Here is a 16,568-nt window from a genome sequence, read left to right as displayed (position 1 = left end):
CCAGGCGGTCTCGTCCAGGATGTCCAGCAGGGTCCGGGCCGGGGCGGGGTCGGCTGTCGGCCAGACCGCTCCGACGGACCAGTCCGGTCCGGCGGACCGGGTCGTGCCCGGCTGGTGCCACAGCGGAGCCGTGACGACTCCCCCGCCAGAGACGGTGGGGTGGGTGGGCGCGATGAAGTTCTCTTGATCCACGTAAGTTCTCGCCGGGCGTCGGGTAGGGGTGGTTCTGCTCGGCGCCATGAGCGGAGCTTGTGGCGTCGGGACTGTAGACGAGTCAGGATCCCTGGTGGTTGTCCGCATCAAGGTGTGCAACTGGTAAAAACAGACCTACAGTCAGCCAAACGGGATTTCCAGGAGCACACGGGTCCCGCCCTGCGGCGCCGGCCTCATGTCGAAGCTCCCGCCCAACTCCCCTGCCGCCAGCGTACGGACGATCTGAAGGCCGAGATTTCCCGCGGTCTGCGGGTCGAAGCCCTCCGGCAGTCCGGAGCCGTCGTCGGTGATCGTGATGTGCAGCACACCGTCCTCGCGGCGGGCCGCGACCTCCACCACGCCACCGGTCTTGGGGCCGTAGGCATGCTCGAGGGCGTTCTGCAGGATCTCCGTGAGGATCATGGACAGGGGGGTCGCCACCTCGGCGGAGAGGATCCCGAAGCTGCCGTCGCGCCGGGCGGTCACCCGGCCGTCGGGCGAGAGCTCCATCACCATGGCCAGCACCCGGTCGGCGATCTCGTCGAAGGCGACCCGCTCGTCCAGGGCCATCGACAGCGTCTCGTGCACGATCGCGATCGAGCCGACGCGACGCACCGCCTCGTCGAGCGCGGCGCGGGCGGGCGCGGAGTCCATCCGGCGCGACTGGAGGCGCAGCAGCGCGGCGACGGTCTGCAGGTTGTTCTTGACCCGGTGGTGGATCTCGCGGATCGTCGCGTCCTTGGTCATCAGCTCGCGCTCGCGGCGGCGCAGCTCGGTGACGTCGCGCAGCAGTACCAGCGAGCCGATGGGCTCGCCCTTGGGCTTGAGCGGGATGGTGCGGAGCTGGACGACGGCCTCGGGGTGCTCGATCTCGGTCTGCCGCGGCGCCCAGCCGCTGGCCAGTTTGACCAGCGCCTCGTCGACCGGGCCGCGGGTCGGCGGGATCAGGTCGGCGGTGGTCCTGCCGAGGTTCAGGCCGACCAGGTCGGAGTTGAGTCCGAGCCGGTGGTAGGCGGAGAGCGCGTTGGGGCTGGCATAGGTGACGACGCCGTCGGCGTCGAGCCGGATCAGCCCGTCACCGGCGCGCGGCGAGGCGTCCATGTCGACCTGCTCCCCCGGGAAGGGGAAGGTGCCGTTGGCGATCATCTGGGCCAGGTCGGAGGCGCTCTGGAGGTAGGTGAGCTCCAGACGGCTGGGCGTGCGCACAGTCAGCAGGTTGGTGTTGCGGGCGATCACCCCGAGGATGCGTCCCTCGCGGCGCACCGGGATCGACTCCACCCGAACGGGTACGTCCTCGCGCCACTCGGGGTCACCCTCACGGACGATCCTGCCCTCGTCGAGCGCCATGTCCAGCAGCGGTCTGCGGCCGCGCGGCACGAGGTGGCCGACCATGTCGTCCTGGTAGGAGGTCGGGCCGGTGTTGGGCCGCATCTGGGCGAGGGAGACGTAGCGGGTGCCGTCCCGGGTCGGCACCCAGAGCACGAGGTCGGCGAAGGAGAGGTCCGAGAGCAGCTGCCATTCGGAGATGAGCAGGTGGATCCACTCCACGTCGGCGGGTTCCAGCGAGGTGTGGTGGCGCACCAGCTCGTTCAGGGAAGGCATGTGCCGAGCGTATCCGCCTGATGGCGGGGGCTTCCGCAGGCGGCTTCCGCCTCGTGCGGATTACCCCGGCCACTGGTCTGGACAACGCCAAATGGTCTAGTCCACAATCGAGGCAGCACCAAGGAGCGACCGTCTCGCGCATCTGCCCTGACCGCGTGGCCCCCGCTCCTCACCGTCGGTCGATCCGCCGCCGCCTCCCGGGCCCGCACACCCGCGAGCGCCGCCGGCGAACTCCTCCTCCGACGAGGCCGAAGGCCGCGGTGCCGGCGCGGGTTGAGGGTCCCGCCCCCGGCACTCGCGGCCTTTCGCCGTTCCCGCGGCCCGACGTCAGTTCCAGCTGAGCCGGTTGCTCAACTCCGTGTCCGCCGCCTGGGCGGCCGCGACGGGGTCCTTGCCCTCGAGGAACGGGGTGAGGAAGAGCGTGATCACCGGATTCGGAGCCGTCTCCACATTGCCCCAGGTCGGCAGGAGGGGGGTGTAGCCCGCGTAGGGGACGGACTTCGCCGCCGCCTCGCCGTAGGCGTTGCCGGACAGCGCGGTGTACAGGCTGGCGCGGTTCGGGAGGAAGCCGGAGGACTTCGCCATCAGCGCCTCGTTCGCGTCGTCGAGGGCGACCTTCAGGAAGCCGACCGCGAGGTCCTTGTCCGCGCTGTTCTGCGAGATCGTCAGGTTCGAGCCGCCGAGGAAGGTCTTCGCCGGCCGCCCGGCGTCTGCCCCGGGAATGGGGAACCAGCCGATCTGGCCGTTCAGGGACGGGTTGGCCGCGACGACCTGCGCGCCCTCGTAGCCCATGGCGATCATGCAGCCGACGTCGCCCTTGGCGAAGTCCTTCGCCTGGTTCGCCTCGTTGCCGTCCATCGGCGCCTGCCCGAAGGCCTGCAGCTTCTTGAAGAGCGCCGCCGCCTTCAGCGCGGCCGGGCTGTCGAGTTCACCCTCCCAGACTCCGTCGGACTGCTTGACGATCTGCGCGCCCTGGTCCTGCAGGAAGCCGTCGAAGGCGTACCAGTTCTGGCCCGGCAGCCACAGGGCGGAGGAGACGCCGCTGGTGCCCTGCAGCTTGGCGAGGTCGTCCTCCCACTCCTGCATGGTCTGCGGGGCAGGGCCGAGACCGGCCTTCTTCCAGAGCAGCTTGTTGTACATCACCACGCGGTTGCCCGCGTACCACGGCGCCGCGTACTGCTTTCCCTGGAACAGGGTCGAGGCGTTCATCGACCTGGTCCAGCCGCTCGCGCCCAGTTCGTGCAGATACGGGGTGAGCTGGAGCAGCCCGCCGTTGGCGGCGTAGTACGGGGTCTGCGTGTTGCCGATGTCGATCACGTCCGGCGGATCCACCTGGGCGAGCGCGTCGGTGACCTTCTGCTGGATGCCGGCCCAGTCCTGGACCTCGAAGTCGATCCTGGCCCCGGGGTACTCGCGCTGGAACTCCCGCTGGACGGCGGTCATCCAGGCCTGCTGGTCGTCGCCCTGCATCAGCCAGACCACCAGGGTCCTGCCCTTCCAGCTGGTCGGTGACGGGCTGCTGTGCCCGGCGGCCCCGATCCCGACCATGCCGCAGGCGCTCAGACCGAACGCGGCCACGGTCGAACAGATCCCGGCAGCGACACCACGACGTCTCATGTCCGCACCACTCTCCCCAATGGTCTCGACCAATTGCGGGAGTCTCACGGTGCCCGGAAGCGGCCGTCAAGGGAGTCGGAGAAATACCCGGCGAGCCGTTATCAGACCGTCACCCAGCGGCCGACTCGCCCCTATACGTTCCGATTCGGGGGATTTCCCCAAGGGGAATGGTCCAGTCCTGGCATGACCGCGCGGAGCCGTGGCCACCCCATGTCAAGCATTGATAACGGCTTGGAAGTGCTCCACCGAGAGCCCTTGACGGTCCTCATTGGTCCATGCCAATCTCCGTTCACTGGTCTACACCAATCAGGTAGCTGCGTCGGAGCGTTGGGCGCCAGCGCCTCCACCCGCACCCCCACTTCCGGCACGGTCAGGCTTCGGAACCCCTCCGAGAACAACCGGTGCCACATTCGTTTCTCCCGCAGGAGGAAGTTTTGAAGCGCAAGATCGCTGCAGCCGCCGCGCTGGCGACCGTTCTCTCCGTTGCCGCCTGCTCCTCTTCGTCGTCGACCTCCGGCTCGTCCTCCCAAGGCACGCTCTCCACGGACGGCAAGGGCAAGACGATCACCGTCTGGATCATGCAGGACGCCCAGAAGGGCTGGCCGGACGTGGTCAACGCGGCGGTCAAGCAGTTCCAGGACGAGACCGGCGCCAAGGTCAACATCGAGTGGCAGAACTGGCCGAACTACAGCACCAAGCTGGACACGGCCCTGCTCTCCGGCAACGCCCCCGACGCGCTGGAGCTGGGCAACACCCAGACCGCCAAGTACATCGCGGCCGGCTCCTTCGTCGACCTGACCTCGGTCAAGAGCAAGTTCGACAACTCCTCGTCCTGGCTGGACTCCCTCGCCGCCTCCGGTGAGAGCGGCGACGGCACCAAGACCTACGCCATCCCGTACTACGCCGGCTCCCGCGTCCTGATCTACCGCAAGGACCTCTTCGCCGCGGCCGGCGTGACCACGGCGCCCACCACGCTGGACGAGCTCCAGGCCGACCTGGCCAAGGTGAAGGCCAAGAACGCCTCGAACCCGAACTTCTCCGCGCTCTACCTGCCGGGCAAGGACTGGTACACCGCGGTCTCCTTCGGCGCGGCGGACTTCGGCACCAGCGGTGTCATCGCCAAGAGCAGCGGCGGCAAGTGGACCGGCACGCTGAGCGACCCGAACTTCGTCAAGGGCATCCAGACCTGGGCCGACCTGCAGAAGAACTACTCGGTCGGCGGCGCCACCACCGACGAGAACAACCAGGACGCGCTGATGGCCAAGGGCAACATCGCCGCCATCGTGGGCAACGGCTGGGAGGTCGGCTCGGTCTCCGCCCCGGCGGCGCAGGGCGGCAACCCGGCGCTCGCCAGCGTCCTGGGCGAGGTGCCGCTGCCCGGCGCCACGGCCGACGCCCCGACCCCGGCCTTCCTCGGCGGCTCCGACCTGGCCGTCCCGACCCACGCCGCCAACCCGGGCCTGGGCGCGGAGTTCCTGCGCATCTTCACCAACACCGCGCAGCAGACGACGCTGGCCAAGTACGCCATCCCGAACAACAAGACCCTCGTCCCGGCCTACGAGGCCGCGTCCCCGGCCAACAAGGCGACCGGTGAGGCGGCCATGGGCAAGACCTGGTTCATCCCGAACAGCCCCTACTGGAGCCAGGCCTCCGACGAGGTCGCGCTGCAGAACGCGCTGAGCGACATCGCGACCGGCAAGGACGCGACCAGCGAGCTCACCACGGCGCAGACCACCATCCTGGCCGACCTGAACGCGGGCTGATCGACCAGATCTCGGATCTCGCACGGAGCGGGCGACCGGTGTGCTCAGCCGGTCGCCCGCTCCGCCCGGGGCGGGTGGGAAGGACCTGAAGATGAGTGTGATGGAAAGCGACCGCGTGCCGGCCGCCGCTGATGAGCCGAAGGCCTCGAAGTCAGCACGCGGGGGCGTGCGCATCCGTGGGAACTACGTCCCCTATGTGCTGATCGCCCCTGCCGTGGTGGTGCTGGTCGGCGTGCTGGCCTACCCCCTGGTGGACCTGTTCGTTCTGGCCTTCCAGAACGTGAACGACTACCTCCACCTGTCGGCGCCGTCGCTGGTGAAGTTCATCGGCTTCGACGGATTCACCAAGGTGCTCTCCAGCGCCGAGTTCTGGCAGGCGACCGAGCGGACCGTGCTGTTCACGCTGGAGGTCGTCACCGCCTCCATCGTGCTGGCTCTCCTGTTCGGCCTGCTGCTGCAGCGGGTCTCCAACTGGGCCAAGGTCACCGTCGTCACCTCGCTGATGTTCGTCTGGGCCATCCCGCAGATCGTGACCGGCACCGTCTTCCGCTGGCTCTTCGCCAACACCGGCGGCGTCGTGGACTACCTCCTCTACCGAATCACCGGGAACACGGGCTGGCGCACCCACGACTGGTTCGCCGACTCGAACCAGGGCCTCTACGTCGTGGTCGCGCTCGCGGTGCTCTGGGGTGCGCTGCCGTTCCTGGTCATCGGCCTCAACGCGGCCCTGACCCAGGTGCCCAAGGAGCTCGTCGAGGCGTCGAAGCTCGACGGGGCGAACGGCTGGCAGACCTTCCGGCACGTGGTGCTGCCGGTGATCAAGCCCTTCCTGGTGCTGTGCACCGCCCTCAGCTTCATCTGGGACTTCCAGGTCTTCGGCCAGATCTGGGCGCTGCGTCAGAACTCGCCGGAGGAGGGCTACCGCGTCCTCGGCATCTACCTCTACCAGCAGGGTCTGGGCAGTTCGCACTACAGCACCAGCGCCGTGATCTCGATCCTGATGATCCTGCTCATGCTGGCGGTCCTGATCTTCTACATCCGCCAGGTCATCAAGATCGGAGAGCAGGACTGATGTCACTCAGCATCAAGCCCGGTCGCGTCCAGCCCGGCGGCCTGCGACGCAGCCGTGAGGACGACGCCGTCGGCCGCCGCCGGTGGGCGACCCCGATCTGGAACGCCGTCGCCGTGCTCTTCGCGGTCGTGATGTTCTTCCCGATCTACTGGATGATCATCACCCCGATCAAGACGGGCAAGGACCTGCTCAGCGTCGACCCGACGTTCTGGCCCACCGGCTTCGACACCGCCAGCTTCAGGACGGTCTTCACCGACCCGAACTTCCTGCCCGACATGCGCAACGTCGCGATGATCACCATCGGCGCGGTCGCCATGGGCCTGGCGGTGGGCTTCCTCGGCGCCGTCGCCGTGGCCCGGTTCCGCTTCACCGGCCGCAACTTCTTCATCGCGGCCATGCTCGTGGTGCAGATGGTCCCGCTGCTGTCGCTGGTCATCCCGATGTTCTTCATCCTGAAGAACATCGGCCTGTACGACCAGGCCTTCGGCGTCATCCTGGCCTACCTGGTCTTCACCATCCCCTACGTGGTCTGGACGCTGCGCTCCTTCATCGTCAACATCCCCAAGGAACTCGACGAGGCCGCCCTGGTCGACGGCTGCACGCGCTGGGGCGCCTTCATCCGGATCATCCTGCCGCTGACCGTTCCCGGCCTGATCACCACCGGCGTCTTCTGCTGGATCCAGGCGTGGAACGAGTTCGTCATCGCCAACATCCTGCTCTCCAGCAACGACCAGCAGACCGCGATGGTGTGGCTGACCGGCTTCTCCTCCACCCCGACCCACGGCGCCGACTACGGCTCGCAGATGGCCGGCGCGCTGATGGTCTCCATGCCCGTGATCATCCTCTTCGTCATCTTCCAGCGTCGCGTCGCCTCCGGCCTCACCGCCGGCGCGGTCAAGGGCTGACGTGCCGGGGGTGCGCGGCGCGAGTCCCGCTCAGCCCGCCCCGCGCACCCCGCCATCGCCCTCCGACGCCTCAAAGCCCTGTCAGGGGCACATCAAGAACCCTGTGAGGGAAGGAACCATGACCAACCCCGGCCCGGACACCGTCCAACTGCTCGCAGACGCCGGTGCGGTGCTCCAGCCAGGCTTCTCCGGTCTGACGGCTCCCGACTGGGTGCGCCGACACCTGGACTCGGGGGAGCTGGGCGGCGTGGCGCTCTTCGGACGCAACATCGCCGACCCCGCCCAGGTCGCCGCGCTCACCTCCTCGCTCTACGCGCTCAACCCCGACGTGCTGATCGCGACGGACGAGGAGGGAGGCGACGTCACCCGACTGGAAGCCGTCTCCGGCTCCTCCTACCCCGGCAACCTGGCGCTGGGCGCCGTCGACGACGTGGCGCTCACCGAAGAGGTCGCCCGGTCCATCGGCTTCGACCTGGCCGCCGCCGGCATCAACCTCAACTACGCGCCGGACGCGGACGTCAACACCAACCCGGACAACCCGGTCATCGGCGTCCGCTCCTTCGGCGGCGACGGAGAGTTGGCCGCCCGGCACACCGCCGCCTACGTGCGCGGCGTCCAGTCGGCCGGTGTGGCCGCCTGCGCCAAGCACTTCCCCGGCCACGGCGACACCGCCGCCGACTCGCACCTGGGCCTGCCGCGGATCGACCTCACCGCCGCCGGCTTCGACGAGCACCTGGTCCCCTTCAAGGCCGCGGTCGCCGCGGACGTGAAGGGGATCATGACCGCCCACATCCTCTTCCCGGCCTACGACCCCGAGCTGCCCGCCACCATGTCCCGGGCGATCCTGCACGACCTGCTCCGCAAGGAGCTGGGCTACCAGGGCCTGATCGTCACCGACGGCATCGAGATGGGCGCCATCTCCGGCACCCACGGCATCGCCGAGGGCACGGTCAAGGCCATCGCGGTCGGCGCCGACACCATCTGCGTCGGCGGCGGGCTCGAGGACGAGGCCACCTTCCTCTACCTGCGCGACGCACTCCTGTGGGCGGTCCGCGAGGGCCGGCTGCCGGAGGAGCGGCTCCACGAGGCCGCCGAGCGCAACCGCGCCGTCGCGCGCTGGTCGGCGCAGCTGCGACGCGAGACCAAGGACTCCGCGGTGCCCGGCATCGGCCTGACGGCGGCACGGCGCGCCCTGCGGGTCCACGGGGCGCTCACCCCGCTGCGCGGTGTGCCGCACGTGGTCGAGTTCTCACCGGCCGCCAACTTCGCCGTCGGCTCGGAGACGCCGTGGGGCGTGGCCGGACCGCTGAGCGAGTTCCTGCCCGGCACGACCACCGCCCGCGTCGGCGCGCCTGCCGCCCGGCTGGAGACGGCGGGTCTGATCCGCACCGCGGTCGACGCTGCCGAAGGACGGGTCGACACCGAACCGCTGCTGGGCGCGGCGGTCGGGCGTCCGCTCGTGATCGTGGTGCGCGACCTGCACCGCCACCCGTGGATGCAGCGGGCGACGCTGGAGCTGACGGCCGCGCGCCCCGACGCCGTGGTCGTCGAGATCGGCACCGCCTACGGCGTCGACTCGGTGCTGGCCGACCGCGGCGTCACCACCTTGACCACCTTCGGTGGCGCCCGCGTCTGCGGCGTCGCCGCGGCGGAGGCGCTGGCGGGCCCGGGCGCGCAGGTCGCCCGGATCGCCTGAGCCGTCGCCGTCCGGGCTGCCAGTAGTCTCGGCAGTGCTTGCCGGGCAGCGCCGACGTGCCACCATTGGTCCCGCAGCAGCGTGCCGACGACGGCACCGGCGACCAGGCGAGGACCCCACCGAAAGGAACGAGAACCCGCGATGACGACGGATGGGGGCGTGGGCGTGGAAGCGCCCCAGACGCAGGAGAACGGCGGCACGGCCCGCGTCCCGAAGTACTACCGCCTCAAGCGCCATCTGCTGCAGATCACCCAGACCCAGGCGCCGGGCACGCCCGTCCCGCCGGAGCGCACCCTGGCGCTGGAGTTCGAGACGTCCCGCACCACGGTGCGGCAGGCGCTCCAGGAGCTGGTGGTCGAGGGCCGGCTGGAGCGGATCCAGGGCAAGGGCACCTTCGTCGCCAAGCCCAAGGTCTCCCAGGCGCTTCAGCTGACCTCCTACACCGAGGACATGCGCGCGCAGGGCCTGGAGCCGACCTCGCGGCTGCTGGAGGTCGGCTACATCACCGCCGACGACCGGCTCGCCGAGCTGCTCGACATCCGCCCGGGCGGCCGCGTCCTGCGGGTCGAGCGCCTGCGCCTGGCCAACGGGGACCCGATGGCCATCGAGACCGCGCACCTGAGCGCCAAGCGCTTCCCCGCGCTGCGCCGGAACCTGGTCAAGTACAACTCGCTCTACACCGCGCTCTCCGAGGTGTACTCCGTGCACGTCGCCGAGGCCGAGGAGACCATCGAGACCTCCCTGGCCACCCCGCGCGAGGCGGGCGTGCTCGGCACCGACGTCGGCCTGCCGATGCTGCTGCTCTCCCGCCACTCCTTCGACGGCGGCGGCGAGCCGGTCGAGTGGGTCCGCTCGGTCTACCGCGGCGACCGCTACAAGTTCACCACCCGCCTGCGTCGCCCGGAGGCGTGAGCCCGCGGCGTCGGACACCGACGGCGCACCAAAGACGTGGACGGCCCCGGCGCCCCGCTGCCATGCGGGGCGCCGGGGCCGTCCACGTCTTCGGTGCCGAAGGCGCCGTTCAGGCGCGGGACGGCGCCCGGCCCAGGGTGCGGATCGGGCGGGCGGCCAGCAGGGCGCAGGCCGTGAGCAGCGAGACCACCACGCCCACCATGAGGACCGGGTCAGTGCCGAACGCCCCGACGGCCGGGCCCGCCAGCGCGCTGCCGATCGGATACATGCCGACCGAACCCGCCACCTCGTAGGCGTGCACGCGGTTGAGCACCTCGCCCGGCACCTGGGTCTGCACACTGGTGGCCCACATGACGCCCCAGACGCCGATCCCGACCCCGACCACGACCTGGGCGGCGGCGAGCAGCCAGACCGGCCATCCGAGCACGATGCCGAGCGGGTAGAGCGGGTAGGCCATCATCGCCACCGCCCCGGCGGCCAGCGGGTGTGCGGGCTTGTAGCGGATCCCGAGCAGGCCGCCGGCCACGGTGCCCCCGCCCAGCGCACAGTTGATCAGACCGAAGGCGGCCGCTCCGTGCCTGGGCACGATGACGCTGGCGGCCACGGACAGCTGCGGTCCCCAGGAGAGCACCGCGTAGAACATCCAGATCACGATCACGCCCCAGAGCCAGCTGCGGGAGCGGAACTCCTGCCAGCCCACCGCCAGGTTGCGCCACAGGCTCTCGCCGGCGGGCGGGGCGGGCACCTTCCCGAGCCGGAGCGCGAACAGGCAGGTCGCGCTGGTCCCGTAGGCGACGGCGGAGATCACCATCACCCAGCCGGTGGCCCCGAGCCCGACCATGGCCCCGGCCAGCGCCGGTCCGCCCAGCCCGGTGAGCGCCTCGGAGGTGCGCAGCACGCCGTTGGCGCCCTGCACGTCCCGCGCCACGAGCGGCACGGTCGAGGAGGCGCCCGGCTGGAACATCGCGTTGGCGGTTCCGGCCACCACCAGCAGCGCGTACAGCTGCCAGAGATGGTCGATGCCGTGGATGAACAGGAGCGCGAGCAGCGTGTGGGCGGTGAGATTGGTCAGATCGGCGGCGATCATCAGCCGACGGGCGGTGAAGCGGTCGGCGAGCACCCCGCCGAACAGCACCAGCCCGGCGAACGGGCCCACCAGGAAGGCCATCGCGTACCCGGCGGTGCCCAGGCCGTACCCGCCGCTGAGCAGACCGGCCGACACCGCGACGGGCAACATGGCCCAACTGAGCAGGCCCGCGCTGCGGGCGGTGAAGTAGTACCGGAAGTTGCGGGACCAGATGGCCCCTTCGCCGGTCGCCGCGGCGCCGGTCGCCGCCTCGGCGGTCCCCGCCTCCCCTGTCGGCGGCGCCTCCTCGGGCCGGTCCTGGATCCGCGCGGACGTCGCCGCCGCGGCGTGGTCGGTGGAGCGTTCTTCCATGACAGTTCAGCCCTCGGGTCGTGACGCGCGGTCTTGGTGGGTGGGGTGGCGGGCGGGTGCGGGCAGTTCGCCCACGGGCACGAGTTCCAGGCCGCGTTCGAGCAGGCCCTCGAGGATCGAGGGCAGGGCCCGGACGGTCTGGCCGCGGTCGCCCGCGCCCTCGTGCATCAGCACCACCGAGCCGGGCCCGGCCGCCCCCAGGACCGTCGCGGCGATCCGCTCCGGGCCCGGCCTGGTCCAGTCGCGGGAGTCCACGTCCCACATCGTGAGCGTGGCGGGATGCCGCTCGAGGACGGCCAGCACCTCGGGGGTCAGCGCTCCGTACGGCGGCCGAAAGCGGGTCGGCGCCGCGCCGGTCACCGCAGCCACCGCCTCCGTCGTCCGGTCGATCTGCTCCCGTAGTTCGTCGGGCGTCAGGTCCGGCAGGAAGGGGTGCGACCAGGAGTGGTTGCCCACCTCGTGGCCGGCCGCGGCGATCCGGCGCACTTCGTCGGGCAGCGCCGCGACGTGGTGGCCGACGCAGAAGAAGGTCGCCCTGGCCCCGTAGCGCTCCAGGATCTCCAACACCCGGCGGGTGTGCACCGGGTCGGGGCCGTCGTCGAAGGTGAGCGCGACCCGGGGGCTGCCGCGGTGGCCGTGCTCCAGGCAGCGCCCGGCCGCCGTCAGCTCCGCCACGGTCCGCTCCCCGCGGCGCACGCCCTCGTGGAACTCCTCGGCGCGGCCGGTCAGGCTGCCTCCCTCGGCGGTCACCCGGGCCAGCGTGCCGGGGGCGGTCCACGCCTGCTCCGCCAGCCGTTCGGCCGGGACGGAGCCGAAGCGGGGCCGGGGCGGCAGCAGCCAGGGGTCGGCCCGGTACACCTCCAGACCGGCCGCCGTCATCGGGCCGTCGAGCAGCCCGTTGGTGCTGTCCAGGACCACGGCGGGCGCCTGCCCGTGGTCCAGGCCCCTGAGCCAGGCGATGAGTTCGGCCACCTCGGCGGCGCCCCAACTGCTCGGCTCCGCCACCCGGCCGCCCGCGCCGTCCACGACGTCGACCCGGTAGCCCGCACCGGTCCAGGCGATGCCCGCATAGCGCGTGGTCATCAGTCCCCCAGCGCGATCGCCTCGGCGACGACCAGCCTCTCGACCCCGCGCATGAACCGCTCCATCCCCTCGCGGCTCAGCACGGCCGGATCGGCGGTCATCGCGAGGGCCAGGGCGCCGGGAGCGGTCAGCACGTCCACCGCCATCGAGACGTTCACGCGCCGCGGGAACTGCGTCGGCCAGCTCAGCTCGGTCAGGCCGATCAGCTCGCTCAGCGCGGCCCGTGGCCGCTCGACGCCGTCGAACGGCCCCACCGCGGGGTCCCGGGTGTCGTTCCACCAGTACGAGTGGTCGGCCGCCTCGCCCCGTTCGACCAGCCGCGCCACCTCCCGGTCCAACGCCCACTTGTCGTAGGCGGCATGGCGGAACGCGTTGAAGGCGACGGACCGCGTCCGACGGACCGCGTCCCCGAAGTCCCGGTCCGCGTCGGTGAGACGGAACAGGGCCTCCTGCGCCACGGTGCTGACCGCCGCCGCGGCGGCGGGCTGGAACCGGTTGCCGACCACGACCTGGAACAGCACGTCGCTGCTCCCGGACATCCGGGCGAGCTGGTGCGAGGCCGCCCCCAGCAGCACGGCGGCGTCGCTCACCTCCAGCTCCTCCGCGACCCGACCGACGGCGACCGCCAGCGCGGGCGAGCACAGCAGCGCGTTGGGGAAGAGCCGGTCCGGATCGGCCTCCAGCTCGGGGGCCGCGGGCTCGTTGAATATCCGCCGGGGCCCGGCGGTCAGTTGGTCGCACCAGTAGCGGCGGGCTGCCTCGTCCCGGCGCCGGCCGAGCGGAGACGCCTGGAACTCCGCGGCCTCCAGCGGCTGTTGGGAGGGGTGCGCCAGGCGCAGCGACTCGGCGGACTCCCCCGACTCGATCGACCGCAGGTCGCGGAGGAGCCGGCCCAGCCCCCAGTAGTCCATCGCGGTGTGCGACCCCGTCAGCACCAGGCGGTGGACCGAGCCCTCGCACACCACGAGGCCGACCCGCAGGGGCCACTCCCGCGCATGGTCGAAGGAGCGCCCCGCCAACTCCGCGAGCAGGCCGGAGCCGACCGTCGCGGCGTCGGCCACGGCGCACTCCCTGACCTCGACCGGGAGCTCACCGCCGGCGTCCACCACCTGCTCCAGCCCGTCCCCGCCGTCCGACAGCAGCCGGGTGTGCAGGCTGTCGTGGAGCCAGAGCAGCTCCCGCAGGTCCGCGAGGACGCGGGACACGGGCCGGGGCGGGGTGACGGGGAGCTCGACCGGCAGGTTGTACCTGGGGGCGTCGTCGCCCAGCCGGGTGACGACCCCGTAGATCGCCCGCTGCCCCCAGGTGGCCGGTCCGGTCCCGGCCCGCGCGCGGTCCAGGGTGATCGTCGTCTGGTTGACCGTGGTCATCGTGTTCCCGCCGTCCCTTCGAAGAGCGCCACGTGGCTGCGGCCGGAACGCGGATCGGTGTCGCACAACACGATCCGCCGGTGGTCGCGCCGCCACTCCTGCCAGTGGTCGGCCAGCTCCAGCCAGAGGCTGGTGCAGTAGCCGCCCGGGGCCGCCCGATGCAGCGTGGAGTGCTCCGGGACGGGCTCGGTGACCCAGGGGCCCAGCACCAGCAGCGTGCCGTCCTCCCCGAGGTCACGGCCCAGGGCGTCCCGGCCGAGGGCGGCCTCCGCCGAACCGGCCGAGTGCGCCCGGACGAACCGGAGGCCGTCCCCGTCCGAGGCGCCGAGGACCAGCGCCGCGGCCGAGTCGACCAGCGGGGTCTCCGGGCTGGGCGGGGTCTCCCGGCCCAGCGGGAAGGCCGTCGGCAGGGTGGTCTGCTCCAGCACCGCCAGCACCACCTCCGCGGCGCGCCCCGCACGGTGGTACGCCGAGGCGATGCGCAGCGCGGTGAACGGCGCCGCCAGGCCCTGCTGGCCGATCGCGAAGTTGGTCGCCCGGCCGCCGAGGCGGTCGGTCAGGTACGGCGCGACGGCCGTGAACGGCACCACGTCCGGGAGGGCGTGGGCGACGATCAGCAGGTCCGGCCGGCTCGCGCCGACGCCGTCGTCGGCGGTGAGCAGGTCCGCGAGGTCGCGGTGGTGGACGTGCGCGCCGCGGCCGAGCAGCTCCTCGTCCGGCTTCTCGCCGAAGGGAGCGAGCAGGTCGCGGTAGTAGTCCAGCGCGGCCGGGCTGTCGCCCGGCCCCCGGCCCCGCGGCGAGCGCACCGCGGCGGCGGCCCGGACGGTGAGTCCGGTCATGACGCCCCCTCCTGATCGCGGAGCGCGGCCTCGACGTAGTCGGCGAAGGACCGCACGGTCCGCAGGTGGTCGATGTCGAGCTCCTCCGGGTCGACCGCGATCCCGGTCGCCTCCTCAACGGTCATCAGCAGCCCGAGCACGGCGAGGGAGTCCAGGCGCAACTCGTCGAAGAGCGCGGTCTCCTCGGTCAGCCCGGGAACCGGGCGCTCCAGGACGACGGTGAGCGCCTCCTCGATGACCGTCAGGATCTTCTGGCGTTCCATCAGGCCTCGCCCCCCGCCCGGTGGGTGATCACCATCGCGCCGAAGGTGGCCCCCAGGCCGACGGAGACCAGCAGGTAGTGCGCGCCGTCGACCAGGCGGCCGGCGTCCCGCAGGGTGGTGTAGTTGACGAAGACGTCCGAGGCGAAGGTGTGGCTGAAGCGCGGGACGTTGTCCAGGAACACCTTCTCCGGCGCCACCTGGAGCACCTTGATGGTCTGCCGCCAGGCGAGCTTGTTGACGTTGTGCGGGATCACCAGGTCGATCTCGTCGAGCGTCACCCCGGCCTCCGTCAGGGCCTGGTGGATGACCTCGGCGATCCTGGTCCCGTACTGCTCGCCGAACTCGGTGTTCTGCTCGGCGGTCAGCTCCAGCCACTGGGCGTACTCGCCCAGGGTCCGGGCGGCGAAGGAGCGGACCACGTCTCCGTCGCCGTCCAGGGTGATCAGGCAGGAGGCCGAGGCGTCCGCCATGATCGCGGTGTTCGGCACGTGCTGGACGATCGGCGAGTAGGCCTGCTCGCCGGTGACCATCAGCGCGTACGCGCCCTCGCCGCCCTCCGCGCGCAGCAGTTCACCGAGCACCTCGATGGCGCCCAGGCTGCTGACGCAGGCCTGGTGGCTCAGGCCGAAGGCCTCGGTGTCGCCGAGGCCGAGGTCCTCGCCGACCAACTGGGCGATGTCGACGTCGGCCGGCGCCACCGCCTGGGTGGTGTGGGCGTAGGCCAGGTAGTCGACCCGGCCGCCCTCCGGCAGGGCGGCCAGGGCGGCGCGGGCGGCGGGCCGCAGCAGGTCGAGCAGCGGGAGCTCGGGGTCGAAGCGCAGCGTGTCCAGGCCGTAGAACTTCCGGAACACGCCGAGTTCGGCCCGGCGCAGGCCCAGCCGCTCACCCATCTCCTCGATCCGCACGCAGCGCTCGGGCAGGTACGACTCGATCCGCTCCAGGGTGATCGGGCGGTCCGCGGTCGGACGGCTCATGAAGCCGTCGCCCTCTCGGCGCGGATCAGCCACAGGCGGTTGGCGCCGCGGCGGTCCCGGGGCTGGACGTCGTAGGGCCAGCGGCCCTCGCCGGCGCCGGGCTGGCCGGGCTCGCGCAGGTCGGTGACCTTCCAGCCGTTCGCGGTCAGGAACTCCTCCGGCTCGTCGGTGCCGAAGATCCACGGCGTGCCGTCGGCGGCCAGGGTGTCCAGGAACCGCTTCGAGAACGGACTGCGCAGCAGCGTGCGGCCGAGGATGTCGAAGGCCAGGTGGCTGCCGGGGGCCGAGGCCGAGGCGAGCAGGCGCAGCAGACCGGCGGCCTGCTCGTCGGTGAGGAAGAAGGTCAGCGCCTCGGCGATCCACAGGGTCGGGCGGTCGCGGTCGAAGCCGGCGGCCTCCAGGGCGGGCATCCACTCCTTGGTGAGGTCGGCGGAGACCTCGCGCCGGTCGGTGCGCGGCTCGGCTCCGAGGGCGTCGAGCCGGCGGCGCTTCTCGGCGATCAGCAGGGCGTGGTCGACCTCGTAGACCTCGGTGCCCTCCGGCCAGTCGAGCCGGAACGCGCGGGTGTCCATGCCCGCCGCGATCAGCACCACCTGCTGGATGCCGCTCTCCGCCAGGACGTCGCGGATGGCGTCGTCGAGGAACCGGGTGCGGATGGAGATGAACGGCAGCAGGCCGCCGCCCGCGTAGCGGTCGATCAGCTCGAAGCCCCGTGGCGCGGCCAGGTCCTCGGCGAACGGGTCGACGAAGAGCGCGTCGTCCCGTGTCGACTCCTGGGCGCGGGCCGCGGCCATCCACTGGGCGGTGTACGAGACTGCATCCATGGTGAAGACCCCTCCTCG

Annotated in this window: 15 protein-coding genes; 5 read left to right on the top strand and 10 right to left on the bottom strand. The window is 71.5% G+C overall.

Annotation, left to right across the window (positions count from 1 at the left end; genetic code table 11):
- From TR50_RS37410 to TR50_RS37400, 3 genes are all read right to left on the bottom strand, one after another.
- Positions 1-192 (bottom strand): hypothetical protein (locus TR50_RS37410; protein ID WP_042433092.1); only part of this gene is annotated, 192 nt, incomplete at its 3' end.
- Between the two features lie 141 nt (positions 193-333).
- A complete protein-coding gene (locus tag TR50_RS37405; protein ID WP_042433089.1) occupies positions 334-1,794 on the bottom strand; it encodes a sensor histidine kinase in 1,461 nt (486 codons plus the stop codon).
- A 327-nt stretch (positions 1,795-2,121) separates the two neighbouring features.
- Positions 2,122-3,411, bottom strand: coding sequence for an extracellular solute-binding protein (locus tag TR50_RS37400; RefSeq protein ID WP_042433087.1), 1,290 nt, complete (start codon positions 3,409-3,411; stop codon positions 2,122-2,124).
- Between the two features lie 434 nt (positions 3,412-3,845).
- Between TR50_RS37400 and TR50_RS37395 the strand changes: the two genes are divergently transcribed.
- The 5 genes from TR50_RS37395 (at position 3,846) to TR50_RS37375 (ending at position 9,759) form a co-directional block, all read left to right on the top strand.
- The gene (locus tag TR50_RS37395; RefSeq protein WP_042433084.1) at positions 3,846-5,174 is read left to right on the top strand and encodes an extracellular solute-binding protein; all 1,329 of its coding nucleotides are present in this window, start codon (positions 3,846-3,848) and stop codon (positions 5,172-5,174) included.
- A 91-nt stretch (positions 5,175-5,265) separates the two neighbouring features.
- A complete protein-coding gene (locus TR50_RS37390) occupies positions 5,266-6,246 on the top strand; it encodes a carbohydrate ABC transporter permease (protein WP_084701653.1) in 981 nt (326 codons plus the stop codon).
- Positions 6,246-7,151 (top strand): carbohydrate ABC transporter permease, encoded by a 906-nt coding sequence (locus TR50_RS37385; protein WP_084701651.1) that lies wholly within the window; start codon positions 6,246-6,248, stop codon positions 7,149-7,151. Before TR50_RS37390 ends, TR50_RS37385 begins: the two co-directional genes overlap by 1 nt.
- A 118-nt stretch (positions 7,152-7,269) precedes the next feature.
- Entirely contained in the window at positions 7,270-8,847 is a 1,578-nt protein-coding gene (locus TR50_RS37380) for a glycoside hydrolase family 3 protein (RefSeq protein WP_042433080.1), read from the top strand.
- Positions 8,848-8,988: 141 nt separating this feature from the next.
- Positions 8,989-9,759 carry a GntR family transcriptional regulator gene (locus tag TR50_RS37375; protein ID WP_042433077.1) on the top strand — a complete coding sequence of 257 codons (771 nt, stop codon included), beginning with the start codon at positions 8,989-8,991 and terminating at the stop codon, positions 9,757-9,759.
- A gap of 109 nt (positions 9,760-9,868) precedes the next feature.
- Here TR50_RS37375 and TR50_RS37370 read toward each other — a convergent pair whose 3' ends face one another.
- From TR50_RS37370 to TR50_RS37340, 7 genes are read right to left on the bottom strand one after another with little or no spacing between them, the layout of a single operon-like run.
- Positions 9,869-11,197, bottom strand: a complete 1,329-nt coding sequence (locus TR50_RS37370) for an MFS transporter (protein ID WP_042433074.1) — start codon at positions 11,195-11,197, stop codon at positions 9,869-9,871.
- 6 nt (positions 11,198-11,203) lie between these two features.
- A complete protein-coding gene (locus tag TR50_RS37365) occupies positions 11,204-12,280 on the bottom strand; it encodes a polysaccharide deacetylase family protein (protein WP_042433071.1) in 1,077 nt (358 codons plus the stop codon).
- Entirely contained in the window at positions 12,280-13,650 is a 1,371-nt protein-coding gene (locus tag TR50_RS37360) for a condensation domain-containing protein (RefSeq protein ID WP_042433068.1), read from the bottom strand. The genes TR50_RS37365 and TR50_RS37360 overlap by 1 nt, the downstream gene beginning before the upstream one ends.
- On the bottom strand, positions 13,647-14,489 hold the full coding sequence (locus TR50_RS37355) for a hypothetical protein (RefSeq protein ID WP_042433066.1): 843 nt from the start codon (positions 14,487-14,489) through the stop codon (positions 13,647-13,649). Before TR50_RS37355 ends, TR50_RS37360 begins: the two co-directional genes overlap by 4 nt.
- Positions 14,486-14,752 carry an acyl carrier protein gene (locus TR50_RS37350; protein WP_042433064.1) on the bottom strand — a complete coding sequence of 89 codons (267 nt, stop codon included), beginning with the start codon at positions 14,750-14,752 and terminating at the stop codon, positions 14,486-14,488. Before TR50_RS37350 ends, TR50_RS37355 begins: the two co-directional genes overlap by 4 nt.
- The gene (locus TR50_RS37345) at positions 14,752-15,726 is read right to left on the bottom strand and encodes a 3-oxoacyl-[acyl-carrier-protein] synthase III C-terminal domain-containing protein (protein ID WP_042433062.1); all 975 of its coding nucleotides are present in this window, start codon (positions 15,724-15,726) and stop codon (positions 14,752-14,754) included. The genes TR50_RS37350 and TR50_RS37345 overlap by 1 nt, the downstream gene beginning before the upstream one ends.
- Complete coding sequence (locus TR50_RS37340; RefSeq protein ID WP_042433058.1) at positions 15,723-16,550, bottom strand: class I SAM-dependent methyltransferase; 828 nt, start codon at positions 16,548-16,550, stop codon at positions 15,723-15,725. The genes TR50_RS37345 and TR50_RS37340 overlap by 4 nt, the downstream gene beginning before the upstream one ends.
- Between the last annotated feature and the right edge of the window lie 18 nt (positions 16,551-16,568).

This window comes from Streptacidiphilus anmyonensis (assembly GCF_000787855.1).
Classification (GTDB): domain Bacteria; phylum Actinomycetota; class Actinomycetes; order Streptomycetales; family Streptomycetaceae; genus Streptacidiphilus; species Streptacidiphilus anmyonensis.
This window is presented reverse-complemented; position numbering and strand designations above follow the sequence as displayed.

Coding starts and splice junctions, on each gene's coding strand:
- TR50_RS37405 (WP_042433089.1), bottom strand. CDS start 1,794: ATGCCTTCCCTGAACGAGCTGGTGCGCCACCACACCTCGCTGGAACCC.
- TR50_RS37400 (WP_042433087.1), bottom strand. CDS start 3,411: ATGAGACGTCGTGGTGTCGCTGCCGGGATCTGTTCGACCGTGGCCGCG.
- TR50_RS37390 (WP_084701653.1), top strand. CDS start 5,266: ATGAGTGTGATGGAAAGCGACCGCGTGCCGGCCGCCGCTGATGAGCCG.
- TR50_RS37385 (WP_084701651.1), top strand. CDS start 6,246: ATGTCACTCAGCATCAAGCCCGGTCGCGTCCAGCCCGGCGGCCTGCGA.
- TR50_RS37380 (WP_042433080.1), top strand. CDS start 7,270: ATGACCAACCCCGGCCCGGACACCGTCCAACTGCTCGCAGACGCCGGT.
- TR50_RS37375 (WP_042433077.1), top strand. CDS start 8,989: ATGACGACGGATGGGGGCGTGGGCGTGGAAGCGCCCCAGACGCAGGAG.
- TR50_RS37370 (WP_042433074.1), bottom strand. CDS start 11,197: ATGGAAGAACGCTCCACCGACCACGCCGCGGCGGCGACGTCCGCGCGG.
- TR50_RS37365 (WP_042433071.1), bottom strand. CDS start 12,280: ATGACCACGCGCTATGCGGGCATCGCCTGGACCGGTGCGGGCTACCGG.
- TR50_RS37360 (WP_042433068.1), bottom strand. CDS start 13,650: ATGACCACGGTCAACCAGACGACGATCACCCTGGACCGCGCGCGGGCC.
- TR50_RS37355 (WP_042433066.1), bottom strand. CDS start 14,489: ATGACCGGACTCACCGTCCGGGCCGCCGCCGCGGTGCGCTCGCCGCGG.
- TR50_RS37350 (WP_042433064.1), bottom strand. CDS start 14,752: ATGGAACGCCAGAAGATCCTGACGGTCATCGAGGAGGCGCTCACCGTC.
- TR50_RS37345 (WP_042433062.1), bottom strand. CDS start 15,726: ATGAGCCGTCCGACCGCGGACCGCCCGATCACCCTGGAGCGGATCGAG.
- TR50_RS37340 (WP_042433058.1), bottom strand. CDS start 16,550: ATGGATGCAGTCTCGTACACCGCCCAGTGGATGGCCGCGGCCCGCGCC.